Here is an 18,093-nt window from a genome sequence, read left to right on the forward strand (position 1 = left end):
GAAAAGCGATTTGCTGTGTGACAGCAAGTCGCTTTTTTGTTTGTGGGTCACGCCATATGTAAAAAATTCTAAAAAAATGACCGCTTGTAACTCAAGCACACAACATACGAGGAGCTTCTTATGCAACAATATCATCTTCTACCAGCAACTACTCTCCGACCCGAACTCAGCCAACATTATCGTATTGATGAAACTGAGCTAGTTCAAAAACTATTAGTTGAAGCTAATACCGATGAGTATCAAACCAATATCAAAGCGCTTACCCGTAAGCTTGTTGAAAAAGTCCGAGCCAACCGCCAAAAAGCCAGTGGTGTTGATGCATTAATGCATGAGTTTTCGCTTTCCAGCCAAGAAGGTATCGCATTGATGTGCTTAGCTGAAGCGCTCCTTCGTATTCCTGATCAAGATACTCGCGATAAATTAATCAAAGACAAAATCACAAAAGGTAATTGGAAATCACATATCGGTAAAAGCCCGTCACTTTTTGTCAATGCTTCCGCTTGGGGGCTTGTGTTTACAAGAAAAGTGCTCTCACTTTCTGATGACTCACTTTCAAATAGTTTAACTCAGCTGATTAATAAGAGCGGAGAGCCGATTATCCGTAAAGGTATGGATTTTGCTATGCGCTTACTCGGCAAACAATTCGTTACGGGTGAAACCATTCAAGTGGCACTCAAAAATAGTGAAGAGCGTTTTCAAAAAGGCTTTCGCTTTACTTACGACATGCTAGGTGAGTCAGCATTTACTGAACAAGATGCGAAACGCTATTACCAAGACTACGTCAGTTCAGTACACGCAGTCGGGGCAGTTTCAAAAGGATTAGGGGTTTATCAAGCTTCTGGGATTTCCGTAAAACTTTCGGCGATTCACCCTCGTTATTCATTAGCGCAACACGCACGAGTTATGCAAGAACTCTACCCTCGCTTACGCGATTTGTGTTTACTAGCTAAACGTTATGATATTGGGATTAATATTGATGCTGAAGAAGCCGACCGCTTAGAAATTTCACTCGATCTCATCGACCGTTTATTATCTGAGCCAGAACTAGCAGGCTTTGATGGCATTGGCTTTGTGGTGCAAGCCTATCAAAAACGTTGTTTATCTGTGATTGATTATCTCATTCAAAAAGCTCACGAAAAACAACGAAAATTAATGATTCGTTTAGTAAAAGGTGCTTATTGGGATGCCGAAATTAAACGTTCTCAAACCGATTCCACTGGCTACCCTGTATTTTCCCGCAAAGTACATACCGACTTAAATTACATTGCCTGCGCGAAAAAATTACTGGCAGCACAAGATGTGATTTATCCACAATTTGCCACCCACAATGCCCAAACACTTGCCACTATTTACCATTTGGCAAAAGGTAAAAAATTTGAATTCCAATGTTTACATGGCATGGGCGAAACCCTCTATGATCAAGTTGTCGGCAAGCAAAACTTAGATGTGCAATGCCGTATCTATGCTCCTGTTGGCTCTTACCAAACACTATTAGCTTATTTAGTGCGTCGCTTATTAGAAAATGGCTCTAATAGCTCATTTGTAAATCAGTTAGTAGATGAGCAAGTCAGCGTAGAAAGACTGGCAGAAGATCCTGTTGTAAAAGCAGCACAAACGGCTGGTTCAATGCACCCTAAAATCCCACTACCTCGAAATTTATTTAGCGATCGCCTTAATTCTAAAGGCTACGATCTCAGCGATACAGTTCAACTTGAAAACTTACAAACACAGCTTAACCAGCTAGCCAAAGTGCAATACAAAGCCTATCCATTATTAGCTGATAGTTTTTATGAAGGTAGCTTAAGCAAAGCGGTTTTCAATCCTGCACTGAATACCCAACAAGTGGGTGAGGTGGTGTATGCCAACACGGCCGATGTAACAAAAGCATTTGCAATTGCCGAGCAAAATCAGACCGCTTGGCAAGCAACGCCTCCTCAACAACGAGCCGCCATTTTAGACAATATTGCCGAGTTACTTGAAAGCAATATGCCAACCTTATTCGATCTCGCTGTGCGAGAAGCAGGGAAACCCCTAAATAATGCGATTGCAGAAGTGAGAGAAGCGGTCGATTTTTGCCGTTATTATGCAAATGAGGTGAAACGTAATCCTGATGCTTATCAAAAACCAAGAGGCATTATTGTTGCAATCAGCCCATGGAACTTCCCACTTGCTATTTTTACTGGTGAAGTAGTTTCTGCATTAGTGGCGGGGAATGTTGTGCTGGCAAAACCAGCAGAGCAAACCTCATTAATGGCGCATTATGCGGTGGAGCTATTCTATCAAGCAGGCGTGCCCAAAGGCGCTCTACAATGCTTACCAGGTAGTGGTGCTGAAATCGGTAATCAGCTCACTGCCGATCCTCGTGTGGCAGGTGTAATTTTTACAGGATCCACCGAAACCGCTAAAACCATCAATCGCAATTTGCAAAAACAAGACAAAATCGTACCGCTTATTGCTGAAACAGGCGGACAAAATGCACTGATTATGGATAGCTCTGCTCTAGGCGAACAAGTGGTAGCAGACGTTCTCAATTCTGCTTTTGATTCCGCAGGTCAACGCTGTTCAGCGTTGCGTGTGTTGTATCTGCAAGAAGATGTTGCGGATCATATTTTAGCGATGCTAAAAGGCGCAATGGCCGAACTCCATGTTGGCAGACCACAAGCACTCAATACCGATATTGGGCCTGTGATCGACCGCACCGCACAAAGTCGTTTGCTCAGCCATATCAAAAAAATGAAGCAAGTCGCCAAAAGCTATTACCAAGTACCGATAGCACCAGAAGTAGAACAAAACGGGATCTTTGTCGCACCAAGCTTGTTTGAAATTGATCATATTTCACAGATTGAACACGAGGTATTTGGTCCAATCCTGCATGTTATTCGCTTTAAAGCTAACCAATTTGAACAAGTGATCCACGACATAAATTCAACAGGCTTTGGCTTAACCAGCGGTTTGCATAGCCGTATTGATAACACCATTTATCAATGGATAGATAAAGTGCAAGCGGGCAATTTATATGTGAATCGTAATACCGTTGGTGCTGTGGTTGGCGTACAACCTTTCGGCGGCATGGGGCTTTCAGGCACGGGGCCAAAAGCAGGTGGCCCGCTTTATTTACAACGTTTGGTCAATAGCGAAGCATGGTATCTGCCCGATTTAGACGGCGGAATAACCATTGGAACAGACAATCTTGCTCAAGCTATCCGCCAAGCACTTTCAGTGGAACAACACGCTGAAGCGCTAGCACTTTTGCAAAATTTAGCGCAAAAATCACCGCTTGCAAAAGTATTCAAAATGCAAGGAATCACGGGAGAAAACAACGAGTTACGCCTTGAAGCACGTCAGCTTATCGCGATAAGCAACGGCTCACTTTTCGAGCAAGTCAAAGCGCTGATTGCGATTGCCATGTGCGGAAGCAAAGCTGTAGTGAAACAAGATTCACCACTGGCTGAACACGCCCACCAATTTGCGGAATATGTAGTGGTAACCGATGATTTCAATCAATTCGCCAAATTAAGTGTCATGATAGTGCTTGAACCACTTTCTTGCACAGAGCGACAACATTATGCCGAACGTAATGGCGCTATTCTAACCTATATTGAAAACCTTAATTTGGCACTTTCACTATTGCCATTAATGCATGAAAAATCCATCAGTATCAATACCGCAGCAGCAGGGGGCAATGCAACCCTAATGAGTGAAATGGATTAATCTTACGCAAATAACTGTCCCCTTAGCAAAAACTAAGGGGATTTTTACTTTCTGTTTAGCAACTCATCGGCTTTTCCGCTATAATGCGCGCGCTACCCCGAGAGGTAGTGTTTACGTATGTTAATTCAAACCGAGAGTTGAAACAAAAATGACAAATCAAACTATCAGCACACCAAAACAGGTGTTTGTTGGCTTACAAATGCTATTTGTAGCATTTGGCGCCTTAGTCTTAATGCCGTTAATTACAGGTTTAGATCCAAATACAGCGCTACTTACCGCTGGCATCGGCACCCTACTTTTCCAACTTTGTACCAAAGGACAAGTTCCTATCTTTCTCGCTTCTTCTTTTGCTTTTATCGCACCGATTCAATATGGCGTACAACAATGGGGCATTCCAAGCACAATGGGCGGTTTAGTCTTCACTGGCTTCGTCTATTTTGCATTAAGTGCATTGGTAAAATGGAAAGGTGCAAATATTCTTGAAAAACTGTTCCCACCTGTGGTGGTTGGCCCTGTTATCATTATTATCGGCTTAGGGCTTGCACCAACAGCAGTGGATATGGCACTTGGCAAAAGCACAACCATTGAACCAAATACCGCATTACTCATTTCAATGGCAACCTTAATTACCACGTTAATCGTGGCAGTTTTTGCCAAAGGTTTAATGAAATTAGTACCAATTATGTTCGGTATTGTGGTGGGTTATATCCTTTCCCTTGTTTTCGGTATTATAGATTTTAACCCCGTTACCAATGCAGCATGGTTTAGCCTACCCAAATTGACTACACCAGAATTTAAATTAGAAGCAATCCTCTACTTATTACCGATTGCACTTGCTCCAGCCGTAGAACATGTTGGTGGCATTATGGCGATCAGTTCTGTAACAGGTAAAGATTTTATGAACAAACCAGGTTTACATCGTACTTTATTAGGTGATGGCGTAGCCACTTCTGCCGCTGCATTTTTAGGTGGTCCACCAAACACAACTTACGCAGAAGTCACAGGCGCAGTAATGCTAACCAAAAACTTCAATCCTCGCGTAATGACCTTTGCCGCTATTTGGGCAATCGCCATTTCATTCTGTGGCAAAGTAGGTGCATTTTTACAAACTATCCCTGGTGTCGTAATGGGCGGTATTATGATGTTAGTGTTCGGCTCAATCGCCGCTGTTGGTATGAGCACACTTATTCGCGCAAAAGTAGATATGGGCGAAGCACGCAATCTTTGTATCGTATCAGTGGTGATGACCTTCGGTATTGGCGGAATGCTGATCAATGTCGGTGAATTCTCACTTAAAGGCATCAGCCTCTGCGCTATTGCTGCCATTTTAATGAATCTCTTATTACCAAAAGAAACTAAAAAAGCCCAATAACTCCCACCTTTAAATAAAACAAGCGGTCAAATTTCGCGAAAATGTTGCAGATTGCAAAAAATTTAGGAAATTTGACCGCTTGAAACTAAATTTTACCCCTTAGTACCGTTCATGTTTTAAAGCGAATATTTAGCCGTTTATAGAAGTTTAGTATCAATTCCATCTCTGCTGCAATAAGTACCAAGCACTATAACTGCCATACCCACTTTTCGTCTCATGTAATCACTGTCTTTCCAGTTTTCTTCTTTCACTTTTGCTACTTAATAAGCGGTCTCTTTTACTGATAATTCTGCTTCCTATGCTCCTGAGTTTCTTGCTTTTGGAAGGATCTTAGTAAAAGTATAGAACAAGCGGTCACATTTCACAGTTTTTTGGCAAATCACAAGCAAAAAAAATGCGACCCGAAGGTCGCATTGATTCATTTAGTTAGGCTAAAGCATTACCATTGGTAACCTACACCCACACCACCAGAGTAGTGACCGGCACTGTTTGCAGTACCATTCACTTTAAGGATAAGTTTACCGTTATCACTTGCTCTTGAGTAACCCACTGCTACTGCAGAAGCACCACTATAAGCACCGCCTGCTACAGCAACCATTGATTTACCTGGAAGCATTACTTGTGGTAATGATGAAGCTGCCGCTGAGTTCGCACCGATACCACGAACACGTTTATCTAATTTAGATACACGGTTGTCGATATTCGCTACGTTTTGTGCAACGCCTTTTAACTGACGTACATTCACAGCATCGTTGTCCGCTTTACCATCTGCTACGTTATTAATACGTGTTTCAGATTTACCATCTGCGCCTGCCACTTTGATTGCAGAACCGTATTGGTCTTGAACTGTACTTACTGTTGCAGTGTTACCGTCTTTACCTACAGTTACTGTTTCAAATGTTGGTGTCGCTGATGTAGCAATCGCAATATTTGCACCATCTTGAGTAATCTCGATGTTATTGCCAGCTTTCACGCCTACTGTGTCGCCCATCGCCACATTCGATTTCGATGCGCCAGTTACTTTACCTGTTGATCCTTCAACTGTGCCAGCCTCAATGTTCCAACCTTTCGCAACGGTGTTTTGAACATTCGTTACATTTTGGTTAGTTGCATATAATTGGCTACCGTTTACAGCATCCGTACTTGTCGCACTTACCTCACCTGCTTTCACGTTAGTAACTTTATTACCACCGTTATTTAAACCATTGCTGGTTAAGTTCACAAGTGAATCTGCGAAGCTTACGCCATTTTCTGACACTTTCGTACCACCAGCTGTTAAGCTACCGTCTTTGCCTAAATCAACATCCTTGTTTAAGCTTACTGTGAGTGAACCATTAGTCACGTTTGTTTTCACATTGCCGTCACCTTTCACTTGGATTGTTTGACCAAGACTTTGTTTCACTTCAGTGCCATTGTCATCCGCTAAACCGAAGCCACCGCCTTTCGTTGCGTCAGTCACGCCTGAAATAGCTGTTTGAAGGTCACCGATATTAGCAGCATTTGTCAATGTATCGCCTTTAGCATCTTTAAGCTCAATACCACCTAAACCACTTGATACGTTCGTGATTTGTTTGTTACCTGCGCTGATGCCTGTTTCAGCAGAAATCGTTACATTACCTGCTGTTAAACCGTCTTTAGTTAATGATACTTTATCACCAACTTTCACACCGTCATTGTTCATCACAGTGTCGCCAGCTTTAATGCTACCGTCTTTACCTAAGTCGACATCTTTCGCTAAGCCTACAGTTACGTTTGTACCATCGTTATTAATTTCGATGTTGTTACCGTTTGCAAAGTTTACTGTGTCACCTGGTTTAACGTTGGTTGAAGCATTGCCATTAGTTTGGATATTCCAACCTTTATTAGCCACTTCGCTTACTGCATATAATTGGCTACCGTTTACTGCATCTGTACTTGTTGCAGATACGTCACCTGCAGCTACGTTAACAACTTTGTTACCGCCGTTGTCCAAGCCTTTATCAGTTAAGCTTACTGTATTGCCAGTATTTGGCGTAATTGTTACACCATTACCGCCAATAGTTGTATTGCTGTTAGCTGATGTAAATGTTGCGTCCGTTAAATCTTTTAACGATTTCGCCATCTTGATGATGAGATCACCATTTACATTATCAACACGTAAGTTGTTAGCTGTCGTGTCTGCTGATGTGCTTAAGTTACCTTTAATTGCTAAAGTTTCGTTTAGTTTCTTATTGATTACTTTGCCATCATTACCTACGAAAGTTAAACCATCGTTAAGTGTTGCAACTTCTTCTTTCTCACCGTTTGGTTTTTCGTAAACGATACGCGTTTTGCTTTCGCCATCTTTACCATCGTTACCAGCAATACTTTTAGCACCTTGCGCTACAGTAATTGTGCCGTTAGAACCATCTTTACCGTTGATACCGATTGTGCCGTTTGCACCATCTAAACCAACGCCAGTTTTACCGTCTTTACCGTTTACTGCAATTGCGCCGTTACCATCTTTGCCGTTGATTGATACTGCATCTTGACCATTTTCGCCTTTAATGCTGATACCATCTTTACCATTGATAGAAACGCTATCTTTACCGTTTTCACCTTTAACAGTAATCACGCCAGGTTCTTTATCGTTACCTACTGTTACGTTGCTAGTTAAGCCGATTTGAAGTGCTTTCTTACCGTCTTTCTCAACAACTTCAGTTTTCACGCTACCGTCACCTAGAACAGTCACAGTTTTGCCTAAATCCGCTTTAACGTCTTTGCCATTTTCATCTGTTAAACCGAAACCACCTGTTGTTGCGTTGGTTAAGTTGTTCACAGAATCTTTTAAGTCACCTACGTTTACTGCGTTATTTAGTACATCACCAGTTGCATTTACAAGGTCAACTTTAGTCTTGCCATCACGTTCTACTAAGCCGCTTGAAACGTTAGTAATTTGGTTATTACCATTGTTTAAGCCCTTATCAGTTAAGCTTACTGTATTGCCAGTATTTGGCGTAATTGTTACACCATTACCGCCAATAGTTGTGTTGCTGTTAGCTGATGTAAATGTTGCGTTCGTTAAATCCGTTAACGATTTCGCCATCTTGATGATGAGCGCACCATCTACGTTATCAACACGTAAGTTCTTATCAGTAACGTCTGCTGCTGCGTCTAAGTTACCTTTAATAGTTAACGTTTGGTTAAGTTTCTTAGCAATTGGGTTACCTGTATCACCTACAAAGCTTAGACCATCATTTAAGGTAGATACATTGTGTTTAGTACCATTTGCATCTGTATAAACGATACGTGTCATACCGTCTTTACCATTTGCACCATCAGTACCATCAACACCCACTGGACCTTTTTCCACAGTAATTGTGCCGTTAGAACCATCTTTACCGTTGATACCGATTGTGCCGTTTGCACCATCTAAACCAACGCCAGTTTTACCGTCTTTACCGTTTACTGCAATTGCACCGTTACCATCTTTGCCGTTGATTGATACTGCATCTTGACCATTTTCGCCTTTAATGCTGATACCATCTTTACCATTGATAGAAACGCCATCTTTGCCGTTTTCACCTTTAACCGTAATCACACCAGGCTCTTTATCATTACCTACTGTTACCTTGTTGGTTAAATCAAAGGTTACGTTATTGCCTTCTTTAGTGATAACGATGTTGCCATCTTTATTCGCTAAATCTACAGTCGCATTTGGTGTTACTGTGGTTAAATTAGAACCATTAGCGGTTAATTTCCAGCCTGCATTTGCAGTTGCGTTTACACGCTCTAATTGGTCTTTATTTACTGCGTCTTTGCCATCTTTACCGTCAGCTACATTAGTAATACGACCGTCATCTTTAAATGATACGCCGTCTTTACCATCTGCACCTCTGATAGTTAAGCCGTCTTTACCATCAGCACCACGAGTACCAACGATAGACATGCCGTCTTTACCATCTTTCGCAAATTTAACTTCTGCATCCTTGCCGTCTTTGCCATCTACTGTGATACCAGAGAAGGTTGGACGTTCAGCAATTACGATATTTAAGCCTTTATCGTTTTCACGAACACCTACGTTACGATCAGAGGCTGCATTTAAGCCAGCTTCAGTGTTGATACCACCTTTAATCGCTAATGTATCGTTAAGTTTCTTAGCAACAACTTTTCCATCGTTACCTACGAAGTTTAAGCCATCGTTAAGTGTTGCAACTTCTTCTTTCTCGCCGTTTGGTTTTTCGTAAACGATACGTGTTTTGCTTTCGCCATTTGCACCATCGTTGCCGTCAAGACCTTTAGCACCTTGCGCTACAGTAATATTTGCGCTTGCATTTTTACCATCTTTGCCTGGTGCGCCAGTTAAGCCGATTGAACCATCTTTACCGTTTAAGGTTACACCAGTTGTACCATCAGCACCTTTCACGCCGATTGAACCGTCTTTACCATCCTTGCCGTCTTTACCTGGGCCCCCCACAGTTAAGTTACTGTTAAAGCCGAAGGTTACGTTATTACCATCCTTAGTAATAATGATGTTGCCATCTTTATTCGCTAAATCTACAGTCGCATTTGGTGTTACTGTTGATTCGTTTGTACCGTTGTTGGTTAATTTCCAACCTGCATTTGCAGTTGCATTAACTTTTTCTAATTGGTCTACGTTTACAGCGTCTGTACCGTTTAAGCCCGCTTTAACATTTGTAATAGTGTTATTACCGTTGTTTAAGCCCTTATCAGTTAAGCTTACTGTATCACCTGCTTTAGGTGTAATCGTTACACCATTACCGCCGATAATTGTGTTGTTGCCTGCTGCATCTGTAAAGTTAGCACTTGTTAAATCCGTTAACACTTTAGCCATCTTAATGATTAGCTCGCCACCTTCATTGTCAACACGTAAGTTCTTATCGGTCACTTCAGCAGTTGAAGTTAAGTTACCTTTAATTGCTAATGTGTCGTTAAGTTTCTTAGCAATTGAAGTACCTTTATCGCCTACGAAATGTAAGCCGTCATTTAAGGTTGCAACTTCTTCTTTATCACCGTTCGGTTTTTCGTAAACGATACGAGTTTTGCTTTCGCCGTCTTTACCATCGTTGCCATCAATGCCTTTCGCACCTTTTTCAACTTTGATAGACGCTTGACCATCTGCACCATCTTTACCATCTTTGCCGTTTACACCGTCAATGCCGTTAAACACGATTGCATCTTTAGTAATGGTTGTACCGTTTTTACCGTCAGCACCTTTAACGCCGATAGTACCGTCTTTACCGTCCTTACCGTTTACAACTACGTCACCAGCTAATGCTACTTCTAATGATTTATCCGTTACATTTGAAGTAACTGTTACGCCGTCTTTACCTTTAATTTGGATCGTTTTACCTAAGTCTTGTTTAACTTCAGTACCGTTATCGTCTTTTAAGCCAAAGCCGTCAGTTGTAATGTTTTTAACAGTTTCTTTTAAGTCACCAACGTTTACTGCATTTGTTGAAGTTGCGTTAGCAAGATCTGTAGTTTTACCTGTTGCATCAGTTAAACCGCTTGTTACATTGGTAATTTGGTTATTACCGTTGTTTAAACCTTTATCAGTTAAGCTTACGGTGTTTTCAGGTTTATCCGTAGAGATAGTCACACCATCTTTACCTACTACCGTCTTATCTGTTGCAGTGTTACCAAATGTTGCTGTTGTTAAGTTAGCTAAGTTTTGTGCTAATTTCACAACTAATTCACCATTTTGGCTATCTACACGTACGTTTTCAGAGTTGGCTGCTGCATCATTTGCTAATGTACCTTTAATAGTTAAGGTTTCATTGAGTTTCTTAGCAACTTTCTCACCTTGGTTACCGATAAAGTTTAAGCCATCGTTAAGTGTTGCAACTTCTTCAGTTACAGGTTTACCGTCTGGCGTTGTTGTGTTGTAAACGATACGAGTTTTGGTTTCGCCATCTTTACCATCAACACCTGGTTTACCTTGCGCTACAGTAATTGTTGCTTTTGCATCTTTACCGTCTTTGCCTGGTGCGCCAGTTAAGCCGATTGAACCATCTTTACCATTGATAGCAACGCCGTCTTTGCCGTTTTCGCCTTTAACAGTGATTGTTCCTGGTTTTTCATTGTCACCGATAGTTACCGTGCTGTTTAAGCCAATTTGTAGTGCCTTACCATTGCCATCCGTAACAACTGTTGCATTTACACCATCTTTACCAGTAACTTTGATTGAAGTACCTAAATCCTGTTTAACTTCGTTACCCGCAGAATCTTTAAGACCGAAACCGCCTGTTGTTGCATTGGTTAATTCTTTAACCGTATCTTTTAAGTCACCAACGTTTACTGCATTTGTTAATGTTGTACCGTTAGCATCTTTTAATGCAACTTTAGTGCCATTGTTATCAACTAAACCGCTTGAAACATTTGTAATAGTGTTATTACCGTTGTTTAAGCCTTTATCAGTTACGCTTACGGTCTTAGTTGCATCCGCACCTTTGATAGTTACGCCATCTTTGTTAATTACAAGTTGGTCATTAGTATCGTTACCAAAGGTTGCTGTCGTTAAGTTAGTTAAGTTTTGCGCTAATTTAACGATTAAATTACCACTTACGTTATCAACACGGATATTTTCCGCTGTTGCATTCGATTCGTTTGCTAACGCACCTTTAATAGTTAAGGTTTCATTTAATTTCTTAGCGACTGCACCGCCTGTATTACCCACAAAGCTTAAGCCGTCATTTAAGGTAGAAACGTTGTGTTTAGTGCCGTTAGGATCTGTGTAAACGATACGGGTCATGCCGTCTGTACCATTTGCACCATCTTTCCCATCAACACCCACAGGGCCTTTTTCTACAGTAATTGTAGCTGTTGCTGATTTACCATCTGCACCACGAGGGCCTGTTAAGCCAATTGAACCGTCTTTACCGTTAAGAACAACTGCTGAGCCATCTTTACCGTTTACGCCAATAGAACCGTCTTTACCGTCTTTACCACCAACTGTTAAGTTGCTGTTTAATGCGAAAGTAACGTTATTTTTATCTTTAGTAATAACGATGTTGCCATCTTTATTTGCTAAATCTACCGTTGCATTAGGAGCTACATTTGAGCTACTTGTGCCATTAACCGTTAAGTTCCAGCCTGCATTTGCTACCGAACTAACTTCTTTTAATTGATCAACGTTTACTGCATCAGTACCGTTTACACCTCTTGCAACATTAGTAATAGTGTTATTACCGTTGTTTAAACCTTTATCAGTTAAGCTAACAGTCTTAGTTGCATCACCACCGTTAGGAGTGATTGTTACACCATTACCACCGATTGTTGTGTTGCTGTTTGTTGATGTGAAAGTTGCGTTAGTTAAATCTTTTAACTCTTTCGCCATCTTGATGATTAATTCATCACCTTCATTATCAACACGTAAGTTTTTATCGGTTACGTTAGCTGACTCAGTTAAGTTACCTTTAATAGCCAAAGTTTCATTTAGTTTCTTAGCGATTACTTTGCCTTTATCACCAACGAATTTTAAGCCATCGTTAAGTGTTGCAACTTCTTCTCTAACTGTTTTACCGTCTGAAGTTGTTGTGTTGTAAACAATACGAGTTTTAGTTTCGCCTGGCTGACCATCAAGACCTGGTTTATCATTTGCCACAGTGATATTTGCACTTGCACCTGGTTTACCATCAGCACCTGCTGGACCTGTTAAGCCAATTGAGCCATCTTTACCATTTAACGTTACGCCAGATTGACCATCAGCACCTTTAACGCCGATTTGACCATCTTTACCGTTAGTGCCATTTACACCATCTTTCCCACCGATAGTTAAATCGTTGTTTAATGCAAAGGTTACATTACCGTTCTCTTTAGTAATAACGATGTTACCATCTTTATTATTTAAGCTAACTGTTGCATTAGGCGTAACTTTAGTTGCATCTGTAGAGTTGTTATTTACTTCTAAATTCCAACCTGCTTTCGCAGTTGCATTTACTTTTTCTAATTGGCTTACATTTACTGCATCAGTTTGGTTTACACCTGCAGCAACATTAGTAATGGTATTACCGCCATTATTTAAACCATTGTTAGTTAAGCTAACTGTTTTAGCCGTATCACCTGTTGATGGAGTAATAGTTACACCACTGCCATTAATAACAGTATTACCATTGTTACCAGCACCGTTAGTAAATGTCGCATTCGTTAAATCTTTTAACGTTTTCGCTAATTTAACGGTTAATAATGAACCATCTTTATTACCAACAACGCCAATATTGTTATCAGATAAGTTAGCTTGATCAGCACCACCAACTACACTTAATGTTGCACCTAAATCACGGTGAACAACTTCGCCCTTATTGTCACCAACAAAGTTTAAGCCTTTAGTCGTTAACTCATTACCTAAGTTAGTAATGTTATTTTTTAACGTGTTGTGTGAAGACTGTAATTGATCTTCAGTTGCAGCTTGACCAGAAACAATATTGTTTGGATCAAAAGTTTTATTCGTTAAGCCACCAATAGTACCGTTTGTGCCATCAATTGTTACTGCTTTATCACCAGTACCAACTTTAACCGTATTATTTAAGCCAAATGTAACGTTGTTATCATTTGCAGTTTTGCTGATAACGATATTACCATCTGTGTTATTTAAACTCACTGTTGCATTAGGTTTTACAGTTGAACCATTCGCATGATTTGCCTGTAAGCTCCAACCCGCATTTGCAGTTGCATTAACTTTATTTAACTGATTAACGTTTACCGCATCAGTACCAGCTACACCTTCAGAAACGTTAGTAATAGTATTACCGCCGTTGTTTAAGCCATTGTTAGTTAAGCTAACTTCTGTTTTACCTGGTGCAGCTTTAATGGTTACACCACCATTATTAACCGTAGTGTTGCCTGTGGTTACAGAACCTTTATCGCTAAGATCTAACGTATTGTTTAAATTAACTTTAACTTTACCGTTATCAACCGTGGTATTGATATTTTTATTACCACCAATAACTTCGATCTTATCGCCTAATTGTTTAGTAACATTATTACCATCTTCAGCTTTTAAACCAAAGCCACCATTAACTCTAGTTTCTAAGTTCGTTACATTTTGGTTTGTTGCATATAATTGACTACCGTTAACCGCATCTTTGCTATCAGCTGATAAAGTACCGTTTGCTACGCCTTTAACAACGTTATCGCCCATATTAATGGTTGCGCCTTTATTTACAGTTAAACCATTATTTGCTGTAACATTATCAAAAGTCACATTTTTCTTAGTTGCAATTACAACTGACTTATTATCTGCAATTGATACATTGATATTATCACCAGCCACAAAGTTAGCTACATTGCTTGTTGGAGTAACATTTTTAGCTTTTACACCACCAACTTGTAATTCCCAACCTGCTTGAACCGTAGTATTTAAGCTGTTAATGCTATTTGTGTTGTTCGTTACATTTTGGTTAGTTGCGTATAATTGGCTGCCGTTTACTGCATCTTTGCTATTTGCGTTAACATCACCTGCTGTTACATTAGTGATTTTCTTATCACCAGCGTTAATGCCTTCTTTCGTTACAGAAGGACCACCAGTGATCGTTAAACCATCATTATTAATAGTGGTATCACCCATTTTCACTGAGCCACTATTAGTAAGGTTTAAAGTGTTGTTTAAATTAATCGCAATTTTGCCATCTTTAACAGTGGTATTAATATTGCTATTGCCACCTACAACAGAAACATTTTCACCTAACTTCTTATTAACTACTTTATTATCTTCAGCTTGTAAGCCAAAGCCTTTTGCGATGGTATTTGTATTGTTAGTAATATTTTGCGTGTTATTCGCAATATTATTTGCATTGTTAGTAATATTTTGCGTATTACCTTCAATTTTTTTAGTGTTATTAGCGATATTTTGTGTGTTATTGCTTACTGTATCTTTAAATTTCTGAGCAATATCCACTTGAACACTTGTTCCAGTTACAGTGGTATTTACATAACCTTCTGTACCGATAATATCAAAACGTTTTGTTGTTTGATTTACTTTGATACCGTCAGCTTGGTGGTTTACATCAGCACCAACAGTAAATTCTTGCATTGCAGAATCAGCTTTTTTCAATGATTCTTTTACTTTGTCTGCTAATTTAAATGCAACTTCGCCATTTTTCGCTGTAGTAACGATTTCATCTGTAGTACCAGCAAACTTAATCGGATCACTTAATTTATTCGTGCCATTACCCGTATCACCTGCATAGCTCACATTTGCATTTACTTTTAAGTCGTAAACTTTTGCACCATCGTTAGTAGTAGAATTAGTAATAGTCACTGAACCATCATTAGATGTAACTTGTGTACGACCGTTATCTACATATTTTTTAGTCGTAGCATCGTTATCTGCTGTTGGAGTTCCAACATTAGTTACACGGTTACCACCCATATCAATAGTAGCACCAGGTTTCACAGTGAAATTATTTACCGTAGTACCGCCAGTTACAGCTAAATCGCTTGCATTTACCGTTGTAGCATTAACTTTATCTGATTTAACGTTAGTAAATGTCACATCGTCTTTAGTTGCAATCGTTAAGTTTTGGTCTTGTTGAGTTAATTTAACATTTTTACCTGCGATAAATTTAACAGTTTCACCATTAATTACGTTTGCATTCGAAGTACCAGAAACTTCGCCACCATCTACATTACCTGTAGTTACATTCCAACCTTTATTAATTTCAGTTACAACAGCATAAAGTTGGCTACCATTGATTGCATCAGTTGAGTTTGCTAATACACGACCAGCACCTAAGTCTGTAATTGTACGAACTACTGTGCCTGCACGTTCTTGGTCATTATCATAGCCACTACCAATACTTACTGTACCTTTAGCTTGCTTGCCTGCAAATTCATATTTATGACCATTGATAGTCATATTTGCTTGACCACCAATTTCATCAGCATAAGAATCTGAACCTAACGATACAGAATTCTCAACAGTTACACTTGAATTTGCTCCAATAGCAAGAGAATGATTAGCTTTTGCTTTAGCGTCTTCACCAATTGCCATTGAACGATTATGGGTAGCGGTCGAATTTGTACCAATTGTTACAACTCGATCATGTCCTGCTGTTGCATTTGTACCAAATGCTACTGATTGATTTCCTACAGCAGTAGCATTAAAAGCAAATGCAACAGATTCTTCGCCTTTAGCACTTGCATTATTACCAAAAGCAACTGCCTTATCTTTTACCGCTGTTGCATTATTACCAAAAGCAATTGCTTTTTTAGCTTGGCTAGATGGAGTTGTTTCGTTATTAGATGTAGTAAAAGTACCTGTAGTAGCGTTAGAACCGACAGCAAAAGAATCATCTCCACTTGTTTTTGCACCAGATCCCAATGCCATTGAACGATCACCATTTGTTTGTGTACGATTTACCGCATCATAGCTGGTTCTTCTCGCCTCATAACCATTTGTAGCATCGTAGGTTGTTGGAGATACGCTACCAATAGCAATAGATTGATTACCAAATGCGGTTGCTGAAGACCCCATTGCAAAACTTGAGTTCCCTTTTGCATAAGAAACCGAACCAATCGCTACTGAATAATCACCTGTTGCAGCCGATTGGCGCATCATTGCTAATGAGTTAAAGCCACTTGCACGAGATGAAGTACCTAATGCCATAGCACCAACATCAGTAGCCTGAGATAAAGCACCAAGTGCAACAGATAAGCCACCAGTTGATCTAGAATAGTCACCTATTGCAATACCATTTGAACCACCTTTACCTGTTGTTGCAATTGCATCAGTATGGCAACCGATAGCAATACCATGAACATATTTATTACTATCATATAAGCTACCTGATTCAGCAGATTCTTTGCTAGTAGCATTTTCATAAGATAGACTTCCAGGATTATAATAATTATAGGCACGAGTCCCATCGTCTATTGATGAAGGGTATCTTCCACCAATAACCATTGAAGTATTAGCTTTCGCAGTATCACTTTGCACAGTTCCATTTTCTGCACTGCTAATAGCCACAATCGCATTTGCCTCCATTGGCGCAAATGAACCAATTACAATAGTACTAGCGGCGGCAACTTGAAGAGCGGCAGCAACGGCTACCGCTGCTGTTTTATTAGATAGGTCTTTAACGTCCGAGACAGTAGAGGCTGCTTTGCCTTTACTACGGGCGAGTTCAGACACGACAACAAGCGAATTTGTTACCGTGCTCCAAACCACTTTATAAATGTGGTTCATACAATACTCCTAAAATTTAATAGATTTCATTCCATAATTTCCATAATAATGAAAGCTTATTTTCTATACTTTCATTAAATTTTCTTTTTAATCTTCATGATTACAAAAGAAATCTTATGATTTTATCCCCCATAAGAATAGAGGTATTATATATCTGTTGAATAAAAATACAAATTAAATAAGTGAAGGAAATCTGACCAGAAAGTAACATTTACATTAAAGTAAATTTATTAATAAAAACTTACAATCAAGCTAATAGACAAAACTTTAGCAATCGATTGCTAAAGCAATGAAAATCAACAAGCTACAAACATCTCAAAAGATTAAAGTTTATAAAATCGCCATTAAGGAAAGAAACAAACAATTTTAAATAACACTAATACAACTTATTTTTGGACAAGAAATATCAACATGCACATTATTTAATAATGCATTAAAATTTATTCTTAATTTCACGGAACTTTTATAAAAAAATGAAATCCAATGAAAATTTCAAAGAAAAAGCCATTTATTTTTAATCATGAAAAAATAAAAAAACGGATATTACCTGATTAAAAATCATATAGAATTTGCTTAAAAATCAATGCACGCAAACGATAAAATCAAAAAAATCACCAAATAATGCTTAAATGTTATCACTCCAATCTTCTACTTTAGAAATTTAGAAAAAGAAGCTAACAGAAACTGGATAGCGATAAATAATTAGACTCAAGCGGTCAAATTTCCTCGAAATTTTACAATCTTCCCCTGCCTCTTAAAGGAAAGCGTACTCACGTCTAAAATAGCGCATTTGCAAACGCATCCTACACTCAACAGATTAAACAATATCCTCAGCTTGTACACC

At 39.4% G+C, this 18,093-nt stretch carries 3 protein-coding genes; 2 read left to right on the forward strand and 1 reads right to left on the reverse strand.

Translation table 11 applies throughout. From position 1 onward, the window contains the following. Positions 1 to 120 precede the first annotated feature (120 nt). Together putA and F8M47_RS11390 are read left to right on the forward strand one after the other, a co-directional pair. Entirely contained in the window at positions 121 to 3,711 is a 3,591-nt protein-coding gene (putA, locus tag F8M47_RS11385) for a bifunctional proline dehydrogenase/L-glutamate gamma-semialdehyde dehydrogenase PutA (RefSeq protein WP_150540196.1), read from the forward strand. Positions 3,712 to 3,859: 148 nt separating this feature from the next. Then, the gene (locus tag F8M47_RS11390) at positions 3,860 to 5,083 is read left to right on the forward strand and encodes a uracil-xanthine permease family protein (RefSeq protein WP_150540197.1); all 1,224 of its coding nucleotides are present in this window, start codon (positions 3,860 to 3,862) and stop codon (positions 5,081 to 5,083) included. Positions 5,084 to 5,522: 439 nt separating this feature from the next. Here the strand turns inward: F8M47_RS11390 and F8M47_RS11395 are convergent, their stop codons facing one another. Further along, positions 5,523 to 17,249 carry a YadA-like family protein gene (locus tag F8M47_RS11395; protein WP_150540198.1) on the reverse strand — a complete coding sequence of 3,909 codons (11,727 nt, stop codon included), beginning with the start codon at positions 17,247 to 17,249 and terminating at the stop codon, positions 5,523 to 5,525. Positions 17,250 to 18,093: the final 844 nt, after the last annotated feature.

This window comes from Actinobacillus vicugnae (genome assembly GCF_901687125.1).
In the GTDB taxonomy this organism is placed as follows: Bacteria; Pseudomonadota; Gammaproteobacteria; order Enterobacterales; family Pasteurellaceae; genus Actinobacillus; species Actinobacillus vicugnae.

Bases quoted from the DNA above. Each gene is read 5' to 3' on its own strand.
- F8M47_RS11395 (WP_150540198.1), bottom strand. From the start codon at position 17,249: ATGAACCACATTTATAAAGTGGTTTGGAGCACGGTAACAAATTCGCTT.
- putA (WP_150540196.1), top strand. From the start codon at position 121: ATGCAACAATATCATCTTCTACCAGCAACTACTCTCCGACCCGAACTC.
- F8M47_RS11390 (WP_150540197.1), top strand. From the start codon at position 3,860: ATGACAAATCAAACTATCAGCACACCAAAACAGGTGTTTGTTGGCTTA.